Raw genomic sequence first — 19,280 nt, 5'->3', positions numbered from 1 at the left:
TCGGTCACCCGGCCATCCTGCCAGGCGGCCTCCGCGCCCATCGACCGCTCTACCGGCCGGTGGCCGGTGCGACGAGCTTGGCCGCGATGCGTTCGGGCTTCGGCCAGCGCACGTCCCACGCCGCGCCGACCCTCTCGAACAGCCAGATCACCCGGGCCGAGATGTCCACCTGGCCGCGCAGTACGCCGTGCCGGGCGCTGGTCGGGTCGGCGTGGTGCAGGTTGTGCCAGCTCTCGCCGAACGACACGATCGCCAGCGGCCAGAAGTTCGACGCGCGGTCGCCCTGGCGCATCGCGAACGGCCGCTCCCCGTAGACGTGACAGACGGAGTTGATGGACCAGGTCACGTGGTGCAGGAGCGCGATGCGCACCAGGCCGGCCCAGAAGAGCGCGGACAGCGCTCCCCGCCACGACCAGGTGAGCAGGCCGCCCATCAGCGCGGGACCGAGCACCGAGACCACCACCAGCAGCGGGAACAGCCGGTCCACCCGGTTGATGTCCCGGTCGGCGAGCAGGTCCGGCGCGAACCGCTTCCGGTTGGACAGCTCCCGGCCGAAGAGCCAGCCGACGTGTGCGTGGAACAGGCCCTTCGTCAGGCCGCGGAGGCTCTCCCCGAACCGCCACGGCGAGTGCGGGTCGCCCTCCAGGTCGGAGAAGGCGTGGTGGCGCCGGTGGTCGGCCACCCACTGGATGATCTCGCCCTGCACGGCCAGCGAGCCGGACACCGCCAGCGCGATCCGCAGCCAGCGCTTCGCCTTGAACGACCCGTGTGTGAAGTACCGGTGGTAGCCGACCGTGATGCCCAGCCCGGAGAGCACGTACCAGAACCCGGCGACGGCCACGTCGGTCCAGCTCAGCCAGCCACCCCAGGCGACCGGTACGGCGGCGACGAGGGCCAGGAAGGGGATCACCACGAACGCCCATAGGGCGATGAGGATGCCTCGGGACTGGGTGCCCTGGGTGAGGGGCTTCGGTCCGGCGGCGGGGTCGAGGGACGTAGCGGACATGGGCACCTCGCAGAGGGACGGAGTGATCACGAAGTTACGCCTACGTCACCGTAACTTAGGCGCTGGCGAGGCGCATGGGACAGCGTCAGGCATGAATATCTGACACTGTCGTACGTCTGTTCTAAAGTGCTGCTCATGAACGATCCGATACCTGATCAACCACACCCGCCGTCGGTTCGGAAATACCGTGGACCGACCCCGCATCTGCATGAGGAGGCGCTTCGCCTGCGGCGCCGAGGCTGCACCGTCCCGGAGATCGCGAAACGGGTCGGTGTGGCCCGCTCCACCGCCTATCAGTGGGTGCGGCACCTGCCGATAGATCGCGACTCCGAGGAGGTTCGGGCGCGCCGACGAGCGCACTCGAAGGCGATGACGGACGCCCAGTGGGGTGAATATCGTGCTGCCCGCGACGCAGCACGGGCGGAGACGGTCGCGAAGGTCGCCGCCTGGGTCAAGCGCCTGCGATATCGGGAGCTGGTCCTGGTGGGAGCGGCAATCTACTGGTGCGAGGGGGGCAAGGCGAAACCCTGGCGTCCGAACGACTGTCGGCTCAAGTTCATCAACAGCGATCCGACGCTGGTGCTGTTGTTCCTCCGGTTCGTCGAGGCGCTCGGAGTTGCCCGGACCACGCTTCGGTTCCGGGTCAGCATCCACGAGAGCGCGGACGAGGCGGAGGCGGTGCGATGGTGGGCCGGTCTGGTCGGGGTGCCGGCGGCGGAGTTTCAGCGTTCGTCACTGAAGCGGCACCGGCCGGCGACGAAACGGCAGAACGTCGGGGCGGACTATCGGGGCTGCCTCACGGTTTACGTCCCGCGATCGAGCCGCCTCTACTGGAAGGTCGAGGGGATCATGAAGGGAATGGGCGATGGCGTCACGGGCGAGGGGCGCTAAGGTGTAGGGGGCTGGCAAGCTGTTCCTTTGCCCGTTTTAGACCGTCCCGGGTCGTCTAATGGCAGGACGTCAGGTTTTGGTCCTGATTGTAGGGGTTCGAGTCCTCTCCCGGGAGCTTCCGTTCGTCGCGGACGATGTCTGGTTAGCATGGCCGCGAGACTGTTCGCCGTCCCGACGGGAGCCCGTGTCGTGTCCCAGCCCCACCTCCGCACCGTTGTCGTGCTCGCCGCCGGTGAGGGCAAGCGGATGAAGTCGGCGCTGCCCAAGGTGCTGCACCCGCTGCTCGGCCGTACTCTCGTCGGCCACGTGCTCGCCGCCGCCGCTCCGCTGGCCGCGGACCGCACGGTGGTCGTGGTGGGGCACGGCGCAGACCAGGTCCGCGCGCACCTCGCGGAGATCGCCCCCGAGGCCACCCCGGTGCTCCAGGCCGAGCAGCTCGGCACCGGGCACGCCGTCCGGATCGCGCTGGACGCCGCGCCGGACGCCACCGGCACCGTGGTCGTGATCAACGGTGACGTGCCGCTGCTCCGCCCGGAGACGGTGGCCGCGCTGGTGGCGGCGCACGAGGAGGCACGCGCTGCGGCGACCGTGCTCGCCGCCGAGGTGCCCGACCCGACCGGCCTGGGCCGGATCGTGCGGGACACCGACGGGCGGCTGGAGCAGATCGTCGAGGAGCGCGACGCGACCCCCGCGCAGCGGGCGATCCGGGAGATCAACGCCGGCATCTACGCGTTCGACGCCGCCCGGCTGCGCGACGCGCTGGGCAAGCTGTCGACCGACAACGACCAGGGCGAGGAGTACCTGACCGACGTCTTCGCCCTGCTGGGCTCGGCCGGCGAGCCGGTGGCGGTGCACGTGGCGGCGGACCACGTGGAGACGCTGGGCTGCAACGACCGGGTCGAGCTGGCCGCCCTGCGCCGGCTGCTGCGCGACCGGGTCAACGAGGCGTGGATGCGTACCGGGGTCAGCCTGCTCGACCCGGACACCACCTGGATCGACGTGACGGTCGCTCTCGACCGGGACGCGGTGGTCGACCAGAACACCCAGCTGCGCGGCGGCACGGTGGTCGGCACGGGCGCGGTGGTCGGGCCGGACGTGACGCTGATCGACACCGTCGTCGGCCCGGGCGCCACGGTGCTGCGCAGCCACGCGGTGGGCGCGGAGGTCGGTGCGGGCGCCAGCGTCGGGCCGTACGCGTACCTGCGGCCGGACGCCCGGCTCGCCGAGAAGGCCAAGGTCGGCACGTTCGTCGAGGTGAAGAACTCGGAGGTGGGTGCGGGCGCGAAGGTGCCGCACCTGTCGTACGTGGGGGACGCGACGATCGGCGCGAAGGCCAACATCGGCGCGGCGACGATCTTCGTGAACTACGACGGGGTGAACAAGCACCGCACCACGGTCGGCGAGGGCGCGTTCGTCGGCTGCGACACCAGCCTCATCGCGCCCGTCGAGGTGGGCGCCGGGGCGTACGTGGCGGCGGGCAGCGCGATCGCGCAGGACGTGCCGGCGGGCGCGCTCGGGGTGACCCGGGCGCCGCAGCGCAACATCGACGGCTGGGTGGCCCGCAAGCGGGCGGGCACGGTCTCCGCCGAGGCGGCCGCGCGGGCCCAGGCAGCGGATGAGGGTGCGTCGGCGCCGGGATCCGGGGCAAGTGAAGGTGAGGCAATCCACGGGGATGCCGAGCCGGTCAGGTCGGCCCCGGGCGCGGGGGATACTGCAACCGAATAGTCCCCGGCCCACCACCACCGCCGGGTACCACCGACCAACGGGAGCAGACGGGCCCATGGGCAGCATCGTCGCCGAAAACCGCAAGAGCCTGATGCTTTTTTCCGGACGTGGCTTTCCGGAGTTGGCCAAGGAGATCGGTGAGGTGCTCGGCGTCGCGCCGACGCCGGCCGACGCGTACGAGTTCGCCAACGGCGAGATCTTCGTACGGTTCAAGGACTCGGTACGCGGTTCGGACGCCTTCGTGGTGCAGTCCGTCACGCACGGGGTCAACACGTGGGTCATGGAGACCCTCATCATGATCGACGCGCTGAAGCGCGGTTCGGCCAAGCGCATCACCGTGGTGCTGCCCTTCTACCCGTACGCCCGGCAGGACAAGAAGCACCGCGGCCGGGAGCCGATCTCGGCCCGGCTGGTGGCGGACCTGCTGAAGACGGCCGGGGCGAACCGGATCCTCACCGTCGACCTGCACACCGCGCAGATCCAGGGCTTCTTCGACGGCCCCGTCGACCACCTCTTCGCGATGGACATCCTCGCCGAGTACGTCCAGCACAAGTACGCCGGCCGCCCGATGACGGTGGTCGCGCCGGACTCGGGCCGGGTGCGGGTGGCCGAGCGGTGGACCGACCGGCTGGGCGGCTGCCCGCTGGCGTTCATCCACAAGACCCGGGACCCGCTGAAGCCGAACCAGGTGGTGGCGAACCGGGTGGTCGGCGAGGTCGAGGGCCGGGTCTGCCTGATCGTCGACGACATGATCGACACGGGCGGCACGATCTGCGGGGCGGCGGACATCCTCCGGGAGTCCGGCGCGGCCGACGTGATCGTGGCCTCGACGCACGCGCTGCTCTCCGACCCGGCGACCGAGCGGCTGAAGAACGCCCCGATCAGCGAGGTCCTGGTCACCAACACGCTGCCGCTGCCGCCGGAGAAGCAGCTCGACAAGATCACCGTGCTGTCGATCGCGCCGCTGCTGGCGCGGGCGATCCGCGAGGTCTTCGACGACGGCTCCGTGACGACCCTCTTCGGCGGCCTGAGCTGACCGTCTGACGCCGGGCCGGGCGGGCACCGCCGCCCCGGTCCGGCGTCGACCGCCGTGGCGGCGACGCTGCATCGACCGGTCACGGGCGGAAAGGCCGGTCGGCGGCGGGCCGGCCCGGCGGCCGGGCGGTCGCCCTACAGCGGCGTCGCGCGGCTCCCGGCGGCGGGTGCCGCCGGGGCAGGCCGAAATCGCCCTGCGGGCCTGCGGGAACGGTGATAAGGGGACTGCCGGAACGCGCGGAATCACCTCGGGTAGACTGGTGCGGTTGCCACGGCGAGGGTGCCCGGCGGGCCGCTGAGAAGCGCCGCACGGAGGCACCGTCATCGACGCGGTGCTCCGGGCAGTCGTTCTCGACGCATGAGCCCCAGCGAGCCCCTCGCCCCAGCACCGCCAGACGACAAGCCGCCGCAGCGAAAGCATCAGGAGTTCTCCCGTGTCCGAGGTAAAGATCAGCGCCGAGCCCCGCACCGAGTTCGGCAAGGGTGGTGCCCGTCGTACCCGCCGGGCCGGCAAGGTGCCCGCCGTGCTGTACGGCCACGGCGAGAAGCCCAAGCACATCGCGCTGCCGTCGCGTGAGTTCGCCGCCGCGATCCGCAAGGGCGGCGCCAACCAGCTCTTCGCGATCGAGGTCAGCGACGGCACCCAGGTGCTGGCGCTGCCGAAGGCGATCCAGCGCGACCCGATCAAGGACACCTTCGAGCACGTGGACCTGCTGCTGGTCCGCCGGGGCGAGAAGGTCACCGTCGAGGTCCCGGTGCAGCTGACCGGCGAGGCCGCGCGGGACACCCTGATCGTGCACGACCACGACACCCTGTCGGTCACCGCCGACGCCACCAAGGTGCCGGACCACCTGGAGGCCTCGATCGAGGGCCTGGAGGCCGGCACCCAGGTCACCGCCGGCGACGTGGAGCTGCCGGCCGGCGTCGAGCTGGCCGCCGACTCGGAGCAGACCGTCGCTTCGGTGACCGCCGCGCCGACCGCCGAGCAGCTCGAGGCGACCCTCCCCGAGGTCGAGGAGGCCACCGAGGAGGCCGAGGCCGGCGTCGGCGAGGAGACCGCCGAGGCCGCCGAGGCTCCGGCCGTGGAGGGCGAGGAGAACGCCGAGGCGAAGACCGAGGCCTGACCGGTTCGCATCGTTGCGACAGGCGTCCCCGCGCGGTCGGGGGCGCCTGTCGGCGTATCGGTGTCCGGGCGGGCGGGTGACGGCGAGCAGCGGGAGGGACGGGGCGTGACGGACGAGACGGGGCCGTGGCTGGTGGTCGGCCTGGGCAACCCGGGTCGGGAGTACGCCGGCAACCGGCACAACGTCGGCTTCATGGTGGCCGACCTGCTGGCGGGCCGGCTCGGCGCGAGGTTCGGCCGGCACAAGCGGGCGGTGGCGGAGGTCGCCGAGGGGCGGCTCGGGCTCGGCGGGCCGAAGCTGGTGCTGGTCAAGCCGCTGACGTACATGAACCTCTCCGGCGGGCCGGTGACCGGGCTGGCCCAGTTCCACAAGGTGCCGCCGGGCCGGGTGGTCGCGGTGCACGACGAGTTGGACATCGGGTACGGGCAGGTGCGGGTGAAGTGCGGCGGTGGCGAGGGCGGGCACAACGGCCTGCGCTCGATGTCGAAGTCGCTGGGCACGAAGGAGTACGTCCGGGTGCGGTTCGGCGTCGGCCGGCCTCCGGGGCGGCAGGACCCGGCGGACTACGTACTGTCGGATTTCGGCGCGGCGGAGCGCAAGGAGCTGGAGTTCCTGGTGGACCGGGCCGCGGATGTGGTGGAGTCGGTGATCACCAGGGGCGTGGAGCCGACGCAGAACCTCTACCACGGGGTGTGAGGGCCGGGTCGGGCGCCGGGGGCCGGTAGTCTTCGCCTTTCGGCGCGACGCGACCGTCGGGGCGGCTCGTCGGCGGCGGCGTGCCGGGTGCGGAGCACGGCGAGGCGACGGGAGCAGGAGTCATGGGCAGTCCTCCGATGATCGACGGCGCTTTCGCCCGGTGGCTGGCGGCCCGGGCCGGTCAGGCGCTGCTCGGCCTGCGGTCCGAGATGGGTTTCGCCGACGCGGGGGCGTTGAAGTCGGCGGGCGACAAGGTCTCGCACGACCTGATCCGCACCGAGCTGGCGAAGTGGCGGCCGGGTGACGCGGTCCTCTCCGAGGAGGACGAGGGGTCGCGGCTGGCCTGGGCGGCGGAGGTGAACGCCGAGGCGGTCTCCCGGCTGGCGGCGGACCGGGTGTGGATCATCGACCCGCTGGACGGCACCCGGGAGTTCGCCGAGGAGGGCCGTTCGGACTGGGCGGTGCACGTGGCGCTCTGGGCGCGTGACGCGCCGACGCCGCACGGGCTGGTGGCGGGCGCGGTCGGGCTGCCGGCGCAGCAACGGGTGCTGGGCACCGACTATCCGCCGGCGTACCCGCAGCTGACCCCGGAGGCGGCCGCGGCGCCCGGCGGGCGGACGATCCGCCTGGCGGCGAGCCGGAGCCGGCCGCCGGTGTTCCTGACCGACCTGGCGGAGGACGTCGGGGCGCACCTGGTGCCGATGGGCTCGGCCGGGGCGAAGATCGCCGCGGTGGTCACCGGTGAGGTGGACGCCTACATCCACGCGGGCGGCCAGTACGAGTGGGACTCGGCCGCGCCGGTCGCTGTGGCGACGGCCACCGGGCTGCACGCTTCCCGGATCGACGGTTCTGCGCTGAGATACAACGAGGCGGATCCGCGCCTGCCGGACCTGCTGGTCTGCCGCGAGGATCTCGCCAGTCGGTTGCTTGCAGCGTTGCAGCGTCATTCCGGGTAGCCTGAGCGGCACTTCTTGGCATGCCCGACCGGAAAGGTCTGGAATATCGATGAGCGGATTCGAGCGAAGCGAGCCCGTGTCATGACCGCCCCCGCCGCCTACCAGGTGTCGCACCTCGACGCGCTGGAGGCCGAGAGCATCTTCGTGATGCGCGAGGTGGTCGCCGAGATGGAGCGGCCGGTGCTGCTCTTCTCGGGCGGCAAGGACTCGATCGTGATGCTCCGGCTGGCCCAGAAGGCGTTCGCCCCGGCCAACATCCCGTTCCCGGTCATGCACGTGGACACCGGGCACAACTTCCCCGAGGTCCTGGAATACCGGGACCAGCGGGTCGCCGAGCTGGGGCTGCAACTGGTGGTGGCGAGCGTGCCGGAGGCGCTGACCAGCGGGCTGGTGCGGGAGTCGGGCGACGGGATGCGCAACCGGATCCAGACGCCGGTGCTGCTGGACGCGGTGGAGAAGCACCGGTTCGACGCGCTCTTCGGCGGCGCCCGCCGCGACGAGGAGAAGGCCCGCGCCAAGGAGCGGGTGTTCAGCTTCCGCGACGAGTTCGGCCAGTGGGACCCGAAGAACCAGCGCCCGGAGCTGTGGTCGCTCTACAACGGCCGCCACCACCCGGGCGAGTCGATCCGGGTCTTCCCGCTGTCCAACTGGACCGAGCTGGACGTCTGGCACTACATCGCGCGCGAGCGCATCGCCCTGCCGTCGATCTACTACGCCCACGAGCGCGAGGTGGTCGAGCGCGACGGGATGCTCTACGCGGTCAACGAGTTCTTCCGCCCCCGGGCGGGCGAGGACCGGTTCAAGGCGCGGGTGCGCTACCGGACGGTGGGCGACGCGTCCTGCACGGCGGCGGTCCGTTCCGACGCCGACACGGTCGAGAAGGTCATCGAGGAGGTCGCCGCCACCCGGATCACCGAGCGCGGCGCCACCCGGGGCGACGACCGGGTCAGCGAGGCCGCCATGGAGGACCGCAAGCGGGAGGGCTACTTCTGATGACCACCGAGACCGTCGCGCCCGCGGCCACCGAGACGCCCGGCAGGCCGATGGACCTGCTGCGCTTCGCCACCGCCGGCAGCGTCGACGACGGCAAGTCGACGCTGATCGGCCGGCTGCTCTACGACACGAAGTCGCTCTTCACCGACCAGCTCGCCGCCGTCGAGGCGGTCAGCGCGGCCCGGGGCGACGAGTACACGAACCTGGCGCTGCTCACCGACGGCCTGCGGGCCGAGCGCGAGCAGGGCATCACCATCGACGTGGCGTACCGCTACTTCGCCACCCCCCGGCGAAAGTTCATCATCGCGGACACCCCGGGGCACATCCAGTACACGCGCAACATGGTCACCGGGGCGTCGACGGCCGACCTGGCGCTGATCCTGGTGGACGCCCGCAAGGGCCTGGTCGAGCAGTCCCGCCGGCACGCGTTCCTCTGCTCGCTGCTGCGCGTGCCGCACCTGGTCCTCTGCGTCAACAAGATGGACCTGGTCGACTTCTCGCAGGAGGTCTTCGAGCGGATCGCGGACGAGTTCACCGCGTTCGCCGCGAAGCTCGACGTGCCCGACCTGACGGTGGTGCCGATCTCGGCGCTGCGCGGCGACAACATCGTCGCCCGGTCGGAGAACATGCCCTGGTACGAGGGCCCGTCGCTGCTGCACCACCTGGAGCGGGTGCACATCGCGAGCGACCGCAACCTGGTCGACGTCCGGTTCCCGGTGCAGTACGTGATCCGCCCGCAGTCCACCACCGTCACCGACTACCGGGGCTACGCCGGCCAGGTCGCCTCCGGCGTGCTCAAGCCGGGCGACGAGGTGATGGTGCTGCCGTCCGGGTTCACCAGCCGGATCGCCGCCGTGGAGACCGCCGACGGGCCGGTCGCGGAGGCGTTCCCGCCGATGTCGGTGACCGTACGCCTGGAAGACGAGATCGACATCTCCCGGGGCGACATGATCTGCCGTCCCAACAACGCGCCGGCGGTGTCCCAGGACATCGAGGCGATGGTGTGCTGGATGGACGAGACCCGTCCGCTCCAGGTCGGCGGCAGGTACGCGATCAAGCACACCACCCGCTCCGCGCGGGCGATCGTGCGCGGGCTGCACTACCGGCTGGACGTCAACTCGTTGCACCGCGACGAGTCCGCCGACGGGCTCGGGCTCAACGAGATCGGCCGGGTGCGGTTGCGGACCACCGTGCCGCTGCTCGCGGACGAGTACCGCCGCAACCGCACCACCGGCGGTTTCGTGATCATCGACGAGGCCACCAACCGTACGGTCGGCGCGGGGATGATCGTCGAGGCGCAGTGAGTCCCGCCGACGGGCGGGTGCCGACACCCGCCCGTCGACTGCCGGGCTGACCGCGTCCGGCGCAGGGCCCCGGGCCGGCAGCCGCCGCTGCCCGCCGGGCGGCCGGCGGGGCGCCGCGTCGGTGCTCAGTCCAGCCGGGTCGCCCCGGGGCCGGGCAGGACGGTGACGTGGCCGGGCGCGGTGAAGCCCCGCTCGGCGTACGCGGCCGTGACGGCGGCGGCGACCGCGTCGGCCCGTTCCGCGTCGACGAGGGCGAGGACGCAGCCGCCGAAGCCGCCGCCGGTCATCCGGGCACCGAGCGCCCCGGCGCCCAGGGCCGCCTCGACGGCCGTGTCGATCTCCGGGACGGTGATCTCGAAGTCGTCGCGCATCGAGGCGTGCGAGGCGGTCAGCAGCGGGCCGATCTCGCGTACCCGCCCGGCGCGCAGCAGCGCGACCGTGTCGAGCACCCGCTGGTTCTCGGTGACGACGTGCCGTACCCGGCGGCGGGTCTCGTCCTCGTCGAGCCGGGCCAGGGCGTCGGCCAGCCCGTCGGCCGGGACGTCCCGCAGCGCCGCGACGCCGAGCAGCCCGGCGGCCCGCTCGCAGGAGCCGCGGCGGGCGGCGTACTCGCCGTCGGCGTGCCGGTGCGGGGCCCGGCTGTCGACGACCAGCACGGCGAGGCCGGCGGCGTCCAGGTCGAAGGGGACCTGCTCGACGGACTCGTCCCGGCAGTCGAGGAAGAGCGCGTGCCCGGCGCGGCACCGGATCACCGCCGACTGGTCCATGATCCCGGTCGGCGCGCCCACGTAGTCGTTCTCCGCCCGCTGGGCCAGCCGGGGCCGTCGCTCGGCGGGCAGGTCCAGCCCGCCCAGGTCCACCAGGGCGGCCAGCACGGCGGCCTCCAGCGCGGCCGAGGAGGACAGCCCGGCGCCCAGCGGCACGTCGGAGGCGATGGCCAGGCGCGCGCCGGGTGGCGCGTGCCCCGCCTCCCGCAGCGCCCAGACGACCCCGGCCACGTACGCGCCCCAGCCGTCGACCCGGCCGGGCCCGGCCAGCTCGTCGGCGCCGAAGGCGACCGTCTCGCCGGTGAGCTCGGAGCAGACCGTCCAGGTGCCGCCGGGCTGCGGGGCGGCTGCCACCACCGTGCGCAGCGGCAGGGCGAAGGGGAGCACGAAGCCGTCGTTGTAGTCGGTGTGCTCACCGATGAGGTTCGCCCGCCCGGGAGCCGCCCAGCGGCCGGCGGGCGGCTCGCCGTACGCCGAGCGGAAGCCGGCGGTGGCGCGGGCCGCGACGTCGTCGGTCACCGCGGCCCCGCGACGTGCGTGCGGTAGAAGGCCCAGGCGTCGGCGACGATGTCGGGCAGGGTCGGCTTCTGCGGCACCCAGCCCAGCTCCTCACGGGCCAGCGCGGACGACGCGACCAGCTCGGCGGGGTCGCCCTCGCGGCGCGGCGCCACCTCGACCGGCACGGGGTGGCCGGTGACCTCGCGGACCACGTCGACCACCTGCCGGTTGGTGAAGCCGTTGCCGTTGCCCAGGTTGTAGATCCGGTGCTGGCCGGCGGTGGCGGCGCCGAGCGCCAGCAGGTGGGCGCGGGCCAGGTCGGCGACGTGGATGTAGTCGCGCACGCAGGTGCCGTCGACGGTCGGGTAGTCGTCGCCGAAGAGCTGGAGCTTCTCCCGCCGGCCGGCGGCCACCTCCAGCGCGATCGGGATCAGGTGGGTCTCGGGGTCGTGCCGCTCGCCGAGCGCGACGTCGCCGTCGAGGTAGGCGCCGGCCACGTTGAAGTAGCGCAGCGAGACGGCGGCCAGGCCGTGCCCGATCGCCTCGGAGGTGAGGGCCATGTCGACGGCGAGCTTGGTGGCGCCGTACGTGTTGGTGGGGGCCTTGACCGCGGTCTCCGGGATCGGCAGCTCGGTGGGGTTGCCGTAGACGGCGGCGGTGGAGGAGAAGACCAGGCGGGGCACGCCGGCGGCCCGGACGGCGTCGATCAGGGCGATCGAGCCGACCGTGTTGGCGTGCCAGTAGAGCTCGGGCCTGGTCATCGACTCGCCGGCGGCGATCAGCGCGGCGAAGTGCAGCACCCCGTCGAAGCCCGCGCCCGGGGTGAGCACCCGCGCGGCGTCGTGGACGGACGCGTCGACGTACGTCGCGTCGGCGGCGAGCGCCTCCCGGTGACCGGTGCGCAGGTTGTCGAGCACCACCACCTCGTGGCCGGCGTCGAGCAGCATCCGGGTCACCACGCTGCCGATGAAGCCGGCGCCGCCGGTGACGAGCAGTTTCACGTCGGTCTCCTCCTAGCCTGGCCGCCCGGCAGCGGCCCGTGTCGTGATCACCCTACGGCCGGTCGCCCGGTGGCCGCCCTCCGTCGGCGACCTTGCCATTCCACCATGATTCCCCAACTTCGAACAGAGCCGAACACGGACAGCCTGTCGGCGCCGTGCTGTCTACCATCACAGTCATGCGGGAAGCGGGTGCTCCCGGGCCGCGGCGACGCGCCCGGGGCCGGCCACGCCGCGAGCCGGGGCCGCTGCCCCGGGCCGTCGCCCGGATGGTGGTGCGCGCCGCCGACGCCGCCACCCGGGCGGTGACGGCCCTGCTCGGCGCCAGCCCGGCGGCCGGCCGGGAGCGGATCAGCGAGGCGGAGCTGCGCGACCTGGTGGCCGCCAACACCCTGCTCGACCCGGTCGAGCGCCGGATCATCGACGAGGTGCTGGCCGCGGGCGCGAGCCTGGTCCGCGAGGTGATGATGCCGCGCACCGAGGTCGTCTTCCTCTCCGCCCGGCACACCATCGCCGAGGCGGAGCGGCTGGTCCGGGCCGAGACGCACACCCGCTACCCCGTGGTCGACGGCACCCACGACGACGTGGTCGGCTTCGTGCACCTGCGCGACGTGCTGCTCCGCCCCGACCTCGACCCCCGCACCACCGTCGGCGAGCTGACCCGGGAGGTGAAGCGGCTGCCCGGCAGCAAACGGGTGCTCGCCGCGCTCAGCGAGATGCGCCGGGAACGCCACCACCTCGCCGTGGTGGTCGACGAGTACGGCGGCACCGCCGGCATCGTCACCCTGGAGGACCTGATCGAGGAGCTGATCGGGGAGATCCACGACGAGTACGACACCGCTCCCGAGCCGGTGCACGCGGGCCTGCCCGCCGTGGTGGACGGCCGGCTCAACCTCGCCGACTTCGCCGAGCGCACCGGGGTGAGCCTGCCACCCGGCCCGTACGAGACGGTCGGTGGATTCGTGATGGCCGCGCTGGGCCGGCTCCCGGTCGCCGGCGACGAGGTGCCGGTGACCGCCGGCCCGGCCGGCGACGGCGGCGCGGCACCCGACGACCCGTCCGGCGGATGGCTGCTGCGGGTGCTCACGCTGGAGGGACGACGGGTGGCCCGGCTCACGGTCACCGCCGGGCGCCTGCCGGAGCCACGGCGCGAGGCCGCCGCCCCGACACCGACGGGGCGGAGCCGACCCGCCGGGCCGTCATGACGCGCACCGGGTCTTGCTGACAGAATTGCCGCCATGTCCGACGTACCCGCCCGCCCCCGCGTCTTCTCCGGCATCCAGCCGACGGCCGACTCGTTCCACCTCGGCAACTACCTGGGCGCCGTGCGGCACTGGGTGGCGTTGCAGGACACCCACGACGCCTACTACTGCGTGGTCGACCTGCACGCGATCACCGCGGGGCACGACCCGAAGACGCTCATGCAGCGTTCCCGGATGGCGGCCGCCCAGCTCTTCGCCGTCGGCCTCGACGCGGAGCGCAGCACGCTCTTCGTGCAGTCGCAGGTGCCCGAGCACTCGCAGCTCGCCTGGGTGCTGGGCTGCATCACCGGGTTCGGCGAGGCGAGCCGGATGACGCAGTTCAAGGACAAGTCGCAGAAGCAGGGCGGCGAGCGGGCGAGCGTGGGCCTGTTCACCTACCCGGTCCTGCAGGCCGCCGACATCCTGCTCTACCAGGCCAACGCCGTGCCGGTGGGCGAGGACCAGCGCCAGCACCTGGAGCTCTCCCGCGACCTGGCCCAGCGGTTCAACTCGCTGTTCGGGCCGACCCTGACGGTGCCCGCGCCGCACATCGTCAAGGACACCGCGAAGATCACCGACCTCCAGGACCCGACGGCCAAGATGTCGAAGTCGTCCTCGTCGCCGGCCGGCATCGTCAACCTGCTGGAGGACCCGGCCCGCTCGGCCAAGAAGATCCGTTCCGCGGTCACGGACACGGGGCGGGAGATCGTCTTCGACACCGAGACCAAGCCCGGCATCTCCAACCTGCTGACCATCTACTCGGCCCTGAGCGGGCGCAGCGTCGACGACCTGGTCGCCGCGTACGCCGGCAAGGGCTACGGCGACCTGAAGAAGGACCTCGGCGAGGTGGTGCGGGAGTTCGTCGGCCCGATCCAGGAACGCACCCGGACCTACCTCGACGACCCGGCGCAGCTGGACAAGCTGCTCGCCGCCGGCGCGGAGAAGGCCCGCGCGACCGCCGGCGAGACGCTGCGCACCGTGTACGAACGGGTGGGCTTCTTCCCGCCGGTGCGCGGCGAGTAGCGCCCCGGCGCGACGGGTGAGGGCGGACGGGCCGGTGGCCGGAGGGATGACGCACAGCGTGGATCGCAGGGACGGGACGCCGGACGCCGGTGACACCATCGAGATCGGCATCGCGGTCGACATCCCGGAGCCGTGGGGCGGCATGCTCACCCGGCGGCGGGTCGAGGCCGGCGACCCTCGGGTCGTGCCCGCGCACGTGACCCTGCTCGGGCCGACGGAGATCCCGGTGGCGACGCTGCCGGCGGTGGAACGGCACCTCGGGGCGGTCGCCGCCGCCCACCTGCCGTTCACCCTGCACCTGCGGGGCACCGGGACGTTCCGGCCGGTGACCCAGGTCGTCTTCGTGGCGGTGGCCGCCGGGATCAGCGAGTGCGAGCTGCTCGCCGCCGCGATCAGGGCCGCCCCGGAGCTGCACCGCGAGACGCGCTTCCCGTACCACCCGCACGTCACGGTCGCGCAGGACGTCGCGCCGGAGGCGCTGGACCGGGCGTACGAGGACCTGGCCGACTTCTCGGCCATGTTCGAGGTCGAGGCGTTCACCCTCTTCTCGCACAGCGGGCAGACCCGGTGGCAGCCGCGCCGGGACTTCCGGCTGGGCGGCTGAGCGGTCGGCCCGGGTGCGCCACGAGCGCCACGGCGCCCACCTTCCCGGCGCCGGCCCGCGTCGGACGACCGCCGCCCGGTGCGGGGCGGCGTCCGGTTGCCCGCGCGGGGGCGAAGGATCGGCGAGGATGACGGCGTGAACGTGCTGAGCCGCATCGAGGCGGGCATCGACAGCAGGATCAGCGCGGTGCGCCGCCGGTGGGGCGTCGCGGACCACCTGTGGCGGGCCGGCGTGCTCTACACCGACGTGCTGGGCGGACGGCTGGCCGCCGCGATCGCCTACTACGGCTTCTTCGCGGTCTTCGCGCTGGCGCTGGTCGGGTACTCGATCTTCGGGGCCATCCTGGAGGACAACGACGAGGTCAGCGACGCCGCCGCCGACTTCCTCCGGGAGAACCTGCCGTTCCTCGACCCCGTGCAGATCGCCGACAGCAGCGGCACGGTCGGGGTGGTCGGCCTGATCATCCTGGCGTTCACCGGGATCGGCTGGGTCGAGGCGATCCGCTCCTCCCAGCGGCTCATGTACGGGCTCAACCAGCAACCGGGCAACCTGGTGGTCCGCCGCCTGGTCGACCTCGGCGTGCTGGTGGTCATCTTCGTGCTGCTCGGCGTCTCGGTGGCGGCGGTGGACACCCTGGAGTCGCTGCTGCGCTTCCTGCTGCGCAGCACCGGCTCGGCGGGCCTGACCACGGTCAGCGCGGTGCTCAGCGTGCTGGTCAACGCGGTGCTGGCCACCCTGCTGCTGGTGGCGGTGCCGAGGCTGCGGATGACCCGGTCCCGGCTACGCCCCGTGGTGCTGCTGGTCGCGGTCGGCATCACGCTGCTGAACACCGTCGGGCGCTTCTACGTGGTACGCACCGAGCGGAACCCGGCGTACACGGTCGTGGCGGGCGCCGTGGGCCTGCTGCTCTACCTCTACCTGCTCAACCAGTTGGTGCTCTTCGGCGCGGCGCTGGCCGCGACCAGCCCGCGCGGTCGGGTGGTGGACCTGGCGGCGAGCCCGGCGCCGGCCGAGACGGACGCGGAGACGGATCCCGGCACCCCGGGCGGGGCCGGATGAGCGGGGGAGCGGGCGTGCGGATCTCGGTCGACCAGGCCTCGGCGGTGCCGCCGTACGAGCAGGTGCGCGGGCAGCTCGCGGAGCTGATCGGGACGGGCCGGCTGGCGGTGGGCACCCGGCTGCCCACCGTCCGGGCGTTCGCGGCCGACCTCGGGCTGGCGGTCAACACCGTGGCGCGGGCCTACCGGGAGCTGGAGGCGGCCGGTCTGCTGGAGACCCGCGGCCGGCACGGCACCTTCGTCGCGCCCGGGCGCGACGACGCGACGGACCGGTTGCAGCGGGTCGCGGCCGACTACGCCGCCGAGGCCGCCCGGTTGGGCGTGCCGCCCGCGGCGGCGCTGGCCCTGGTCCGCGCGGCGTTGAACGCGGCCCGGCCGGGCTGACGCGCGGCGGAGTCCTGACAGCCACGACGGCGGTGAATTAGGGGCGAATGCCTCCCGGTCCGGGGGCGTGACGGACCATGATGGGCGCGTGGGCGCACTCGTGACACTGGACCTGCCGGACGACTCGCCGATGCTCGGCCTGCCGTGGATCATCACCTTCGGCCCGCTCGGCGACGCCGACGAGTGGGAGCCGGTGGTCTGCGGCCCCTACGAGCGGCCGCACGCCCTCGCGCTGGCCGAGGCGATCGTCGCCGAGGAGCAGCTGATGGCGGTGGTCGAGCCGCTGCTGCCCGCGGTCTCGGCCGAGGAGATCCGGGGCGAGATCGCCGCGGCGCAGGTCGCCGCCGAGGACGAGGCGGCGCAACTCGACCAGGCCGACCTCTACGGCGACTTCGAGGACACCATCGACGAGGAACTGGAGGCGGCGGCCGAGGAGGCCGACCTGGCGGAGCCGCTGGCGCCGCCCACCGAGGCCGAGCTGCGAGCGGGCTTCGGGCGCATCGCCGCCAAGCTCACCAACGGCGCCTGAGCCGGCCCGGGCGGGGCCGGGCCGCCCGGGCGGCGCGGGTCAGCGGCGGTGGGGCGAGCTGTGCAGTACGCAGAACTCGTTGCCCTCCGGGTCGGCCAGCACCGTGAACCCCTCGTCGCTGCGCTGCCCCACGTCCGCGGGCCGGGCGCCGAGCCCGATCAACCGGCTCACCTCGTCCGCCGGATCGCCGTCGGCGACCACGTCCAGGTGCAGCCGGTTCTTCCCGTGCTTGGGCGTGCCGGAGCCCTGCAACCAGACGGTGGGAGCCCCGACCCGGTCGTCCGGGGGATGGAGCTTCGCGCTGCCGTCGCCGCCGGCGTCGACGGCGTAGCCGAGCGCCGCCGCCCAGAAGCCGGCCATCAGGTCGAGATCGACGACGTCGAGGGTGTACTGCGCGACGCGAACCACCATGGGTCCGTCGTACCCGCAGGGGCCGGGGGCGACACGCGCTCCGATGGACGCCGGCGCCGCCGGAGCGGACTCCGATGACGCCGGCGCCACCTCACCCCCCACCACAAGGGGTCGGTAGCCCAGTCGCCCGTCGGCGCGGGGCACAACGGACGACCAGGTCGATGACGGGTTACCCGCTCAGCGCCGTTCGAACCAGGCCGCCGCGTCGACTCCGAGCAGATGGCCGGAGCCCTGCCCGGTGAGCGGCTCGCTGGCGGCGATCGGCACGCCGTACCCGTCGATCAGGGCCGGCGCACCGCTGATGTTGACCACGCAGGTCAGCACGGTGTCGCCGGCGGCGCGGCTGAAGGCGAGCATGCCCGGCCCGGCCTCCAACCAGGTGACTCCGCCCGCGTCGGCGGCCAGCGCCGGGTGTTCCCGGCGGATCCGCAGCGCGGTGCGGTAGAGCTCCAGCGTCGAGCCGGGCACGCCGGCCTGGGCGGCGACCGAGAGGCCGCGCCAGGTCGCGGGGGCCGGCAGCCAGCTCAGCTCGCTGCCCTGCGGCCCGAAGCCGTACGGGGCCAGCTCGCCGCTCCACGGGATCGGCACGCGGCAACCGTCCCGGCTCTGGCCGGTGCGCAGGAACGCCGGGTCCTGGCGCAGCTCGTCCGGCAGGTCGAGCACCTCCGGCAGGCCCAGTTCCTCGCCCTGGTAGATGTAGGCGCAGCCGGGCAGGGCGAGCATCAGCAGGGTGGCGGCCCGCGCCCGGCGCAGCCCCTCGGCGCCGTCGCCGTAGCGGGTGACGTGCCGCTGCTTGTCGTGGTTGGACAGCACCCAGGTGGTGGGCGCGCCGACGATCGTCGACTCGGCGAGCGCGGTGTCGATGACCTTGCGGAACGAGTCGGCCGACCAGGTCGCGTCGAGGAAGTCGAAGCTGAACGCCTGGTGCAGCTCGTCCGGGCCGATGTAGCGGGCGAGGCGCTGCGGGGTCTCGGCCCACGCCTCGGCGACCGCCATCCGGCCGCCGGGGTAGCTGTCCAGGATCGGCCGCCAGGCGCGGTAGATGTCGTGCACCTCGTCCTGGTCGAAGTAGGGGAGCCGGCCCTTGCCGAGCAGCTCCGCCTGGCGCTGACCGGTGGTCATCGAGCTGAACCCGACGTCCGGCAGTCCCTCGGCCTTGATCATGCCGTGTGCGACGTCGATCCGGAAGCCGTCCACGCCCCGGTCGAGCCAGAAGCGCAGGACGCCCTCGAACTCGGCGCGCACCTCGGGGTGGCGCCAGTTCAGGTCCGGCTGGGCCGGGTCGAACAGGTGCAGGTACCACTGGCCGTCGTCGATGCGCGTCCAGGCGGGGCCGCCGAAGATGCTCTCCCAGTCGTTCGGGGGCAGCTCGCCGTTCTCGCCCGTGCCCTCGGCGAAGAGGTAGCGCGCGCGCTCGGCGGAGCCCGGGCCGGCGGCCAGCGCGGCCTGGAACCACGGGTGCGCGCTGGAGGTGTGGTTGGGCACCAGGTCGACGATGATCCGCAGGCCGAGGGCGTGCGCGTCGGTGATCATGTTGTCGAAGTCGGTGAGGGTGCCGAACATCGGGTCGACGTCGCGGTAGTCGGCGACGTCGTACCCGCCGTCGATCATCGGGGAGGTGTAGAAGGGGGTCAGCCAGAGCGCGTCCACCCCGAGTTCGCGCAGGTACGGCAGGCGCTCACGGATGCCCTGGAGGTCGCCGACGCCGTCGCCGTTGGAGTCGGCGAAGCTGCGTACGTACACCTGGTAGACGACCGCGGAGCGCCACCAGTCGTCGTCGGAGGTCAGCGGGGTGGGGTTGCTGACGGTCATCGGTGGCGTTCCCCGTTCTGTGGCGCGGGCCGGCGGCACCCGGCGTGGCGCGGGTGCGGGTGCGGTGTCTGAGCAGAATGCCGCCCGCGACTGCAAGAGTCAAGCATTCCTTGCGCAAGAAATGGCAATGATCACGCCAAGACTCCGCCGGCTCACGCCCGGTGAGCCCTTCCGGGGCGTGCGGCCGGGTCGGAGAGGGCGGTCAGGCGGGAGCCGGGGCGGTCA

General features: G+C 73.0%; 19 protein-coding genes and 1 tRNA gene. 15 read left to right on the top strand and 5 right to left on the bottom strand.

The window, feature by feature from the left end:
- Positions 1-49: 49 nt before the first annotated feature.
- Positions 50-1,006 carry an acyl-CoA desaturase gene (locus F6X68_RS06935; RefSeq protein WP_151453463.1) on the bottom strand — a complete coding sequence of 319 codons (957 nt, stop codon included), beginning with the start codon at positions 1,004-1,006 and terminating at the stop codon, positions 50-52.
- A 135-nt stretch (positions 1,007-1,141) separates the two neighbouring features.
- Between F6X68_RS06935 and F6X68_RS06930 the strand changes: the two genes are divergently transcribed.
- The 9 genes from F6X68_RS06930 (at position 1,142) to F6X68_RS06890 (ending at position 9,730) form a co-directional block, all read left to right on the top strand.
- The gene (locus F6X68_RS06930; protein ID WP_225852029.1) at positions 1,142-1,897 is read left to right on the top strand and encodes a helix-turn-helix domain-containing protein; all 756 of its coding nucleotides are present in this window, start codon (positions 1,142-1,144) and stop codon (positions 1,895-1,897) included.
- A gap of 44 nt (positions 1,898-1,941) precedes the next feature.
- Positions 1,942-2,012: transfer RNA gene (locus tag F6X68_RS06925), tRNA-Gln, on the top strand.
- A gap of 74 nt (positions 2,013-2,086) precedes the next feature.
- On the top strand, positions 2,087-3,622 hold the full coding sequence (gene glmU / locus F6X68_RS06920) for a bifunctional UDP-N-acetylglucosamine diphosphorylase/glucosamine-1-phosphate N-acetyltransferase GlmU (protein WP_370518918.1): 1,536 nt from the start codon (positions 2,087-2,089) through the stop codon (positions 3,620-3,622).
- A 55-nt stretch (positions 3,623-3,677) separates the two neighbouring features.
- A complete protein-coding gene (locus F6X68_RS06915; RefSeq protein WP_151453461.1) occupies positions 3,678-4,658 on the top strand; it encodes a ribose-phosphate diphosphokinase in 981 nt (326 codons plus the stop codon).
- A gap of 433 nt (positions 4,659-5,091) precedes the next feature.
- A complete protein-coding gene (locus F6X68_RS06910; protein ID WP_151453460.1) occupies positions 5,092-5,781 on the top strand; it encodes a 50S ribosomal protein L25/general stress protein Ctc in 690 nt (229 codons plus the stop codon).
- 105 nt (positions 5,782-5,886) lie between these two features.
- Complete coding sequence (gene pth, locus F6X68_RS06905; RefSeq protein ID WP_151453459.1) at positions 5,887-6,477, top strand: aminoacyl-tRNA hydrolase; 591 nt, start codon at positions 5,887-5,889, stop codon at positions 6,475-6,477.
- A 122-nt stretch (positions 6,478-6,599) separates the two neighbouring features.
- On the top strand, positions 6,600-7,433 hold the full coding sequence (locus tag F6X68_RS06900) for an inositol monophosphatase family protein (protein WP_151453458.1): 834 nt from the start codon (positions 6,600-6,602) through the stop codon (positions 7,431-7,433).
- A gap of 81 nt (positions 7,434-7,514) precedes the next feature.
- Entirely contained in the window at positions 7,515-8,426 is a 912-nt protein-coding gene (gene cysD, locus F6X68_RS06895) for a sulfate adenylyltransferase subunit CysD (protein ID WP_151453457.1), read from the top strand.
- Positions 8,426-9,730, top strand: coding sequence for a sulfate adenylyltransferase subunit 1 (locus F6X68_RS06890; protein ID WP_151453456.1), 1,305 nt, complete (start codon positions 8,426-8,428; stop codon positions 9,728-9,730). Before cysD ends, F6X68_RS06890 begins: the two co-directional genes overlap by 1 nt.
- Before the next feature lie 125 nt (positions 9,731-9,855).
- On the opposite strand, the gene galK is transcribed toward F6X68_RS06890, so the two are convergent.
- A complete protein-coding gene (galK, locus tag F6X68_RS06885; RefSeq protein ID WP_151453455.1) occupies positions 9,856-11,016 on the bottom strand; it encodes a galactokinase in 1,161 nt (386 codons plus the stop codon).
- Positions 11,013-11,996 carry a UDP-glucose 4-epimerase GalE gene (gene galE, locus F6X68_RS06880; protein ID WP_151453454.1) on the bottom strand — a complete coding sequence of 328 codons (984 nt, stop codon included), beginning with the start codon at positions 11,994-11,996 and terminating at the stop codon, positions 11,013-11,015. The genes galK and galE overlap by 4 nt, the downstream gene beginning before the upstream one ends.
- A gap of 176 nt (positions 11,997-12,172) precedes the next feature.
- On the opposite strand from galE, the gene F6X68_RS06875 reads away from it, so the two are divergent.
- The 6 genes from F6X68_RS06875 (at position 12,173) to F6X68_RS06850 (ending at position 16,832) form a co-directional block, all read left to right on the top strand.
- Entirely contained in the window at positions 12,173-13,198 is a 1,026-nt protein-coding gene (locus F6X68_RS06875) for a hemolysin family protein (protein WP_151453453.1), read from the top strand.
- 33 nt (positions 13,199-13,231) lie between these two features.
- Complete coding sequence (trpS, locus tag F6X68_RS06870) at positions 13,232-14,257, top strand: tryptophan--tRNA ligase (protein WP_151453452.1); 1,026 nt, start codon at positions 13,232-13,234, stop codon at positions 14,255-14,257.
- Between the two features lie 46 nt (positions 14,258-14,303).
- Positions 14,304-14,861 (top strand): 2'-5' RNA ligase family protein, encoded by a 558-nt coding sequence (locus F6X68_RS06865; protein ID WP_151453451.1) that lies wholly within the window; start codon positions 14,304-14,306, stop codon positions 14,859-14,861.
- 135 nt (positions 14,862-14,996) lie between these two features.
- Complete coding sequence (locus tag F6X68_RS06860) at positions 14,997-15,920, top strand: YihY/virulence factor BrkB family protein (RefSeq protein ID WP_151453450.1); 924 nt, start codon at positions 14,997-14,999, stop codon at positions 15,918-15,920.
- Positions 15,921-15,934: 14 nt separating this feature from the next.
- Positions 15,935-16,303 carry a GntR family transcriptional regulator gene (locus tag F6X68_RS06855; protein WP_225852028.1) on the top strand — a complete coding sequence of 123 codons (369 nt, stop codon included), beginning with the start codon at positions 15,935-15,937 and terminating at the stop codon, positions 16,301-16,303.
- 88 nt (positions 16,304-16,391) lie between these two features.
- On the top strand, positions 16,392-16,832 hold the full coding sequence (locus F6X68_RS06850; protein WP_151453448.1) for a hypothetical protein: 441 nt from the start codon (positions 16,392-16,394) through the stop codon (positions 16,830-16,832).
- Positions 16,833-16,871: 39 nt separating this feature from the next.
- On the opposite strand, the gene F6X68_RS06845 is transcribed toward F6X68_RS06850, so the two are convergent.
- Positions 16,872-17,243 (bottom strand): VOC family protein, encoded by a 372-nt coding sequence (locus tag F6X68_RS06845; RefSeq protein ID WP_151453447.1) that lies wholly within the window; start codon positions 17,241-17,243, stop codon positions 16,872-16,874.
- A 177-nt stretch (positions 17,244-17,420) separates the two neighbouring features.
- Positions 17,421-19,055 (bottom strand): glycoside hydrolase family 13 protein, encoded by a 1,635-nt coding sequence (locus F6X68_RS06840; protein ID WP_151453446.1) that lies wholly within the window; start codon positions 19,053-19,055, stop codon positions 17,421-17,423.
- Between the last annotated feature and the right edge of the window lie 225 nt (positions 19,056-19,280).

This window comes from Micromonospora sp. AMSO12t (assembly GCF_008806585.1).
Lineage (GTDB): Bacteria > Actinomycetota > Actinomycetes > Mycobacteriales > Micromonosporaceae > Micromonospora > Micromonospora reichwaldensis.
Note: the sequence above shows the minus strand (reverse complement) of the source record. Positions and strands in the feature narration are given on the sequence as shown.

Coding starts and splice junctions, on each gene's coding strand:
- F6X68_RS06935 (WP_151453463.1), bottom strand. CDS start 1,006: ATGTCCGCTACGTCCCTCGACCCCGCCGCCGGACCGAAGCCCCTCACC.
- F6X68_RS06930 (WP_225852029.1), top strand. CDS start 1,142: ATGAACGATCCGATACCTGATCAACCACACCCGCCGTCGGTTCGGAAA.
- F6X68_RS06915 (WP_151453461.1), top strand. CDS start 3,678: ATGGGCAGCATCGTCGCCGAAAACCGCAAGAGCCTGATGCTTTTTTCC.
- F6X68_RS06900 (WP_151453458.1), top strand. CDS start 6,600: ATGGGCAGTCCTCCGATGATCGACGGCGCTTTCGCCCGGTGGCTGGCG.
- cysD (WP_151453457.1), top strand. CDS start 7,515: ATGACCGCCCCCGCCGCCTACCAGGTGTCGCACCTCGACGCGCTGGAG.
- F6X68_RS06890 (WP_151453456.1), top strand. CDS start 8,426: ATGACCACCGAGACCGTCGCGCCCGCGGCCACCGAGACGCCCGGCAGG.
- F6X68_RS06875 (WP_151453453.1), top strand. CDS start 12,173: ATGCGGGAAGCGGGTGCTCCCGGGCCGCGGCGACGCGCCCGGGGCCGG.
- trpS (WP_151453452.1), top strand. CDS start 13,232: ATGTCCGACGTACCCGCCCGCCCCCGCGTCTTCTCCGGCATCCAGCCG.
- F6X68_RS06865 (WP_151453451.1), top strand. CDS start 14,304: ATGACGCACAGCGTGGATCGCAGGGACGGGACGCCGGACGCCGGTGAC.
- F6X68_RS06845 (WP_151453447.1), bottom strand. CDS start 17,243: ATGGTGGTTCGCGTCGCGCAGTACACCCTCGACGTCGTCGATCTCGAC.
- F6X68_RS06840 (WP_151453446.1), bottom strand. CDS start 19,055: ATGACCGTCAGCAACCCCACCCCGCTGACCTCCGACGACGACTGGTGG.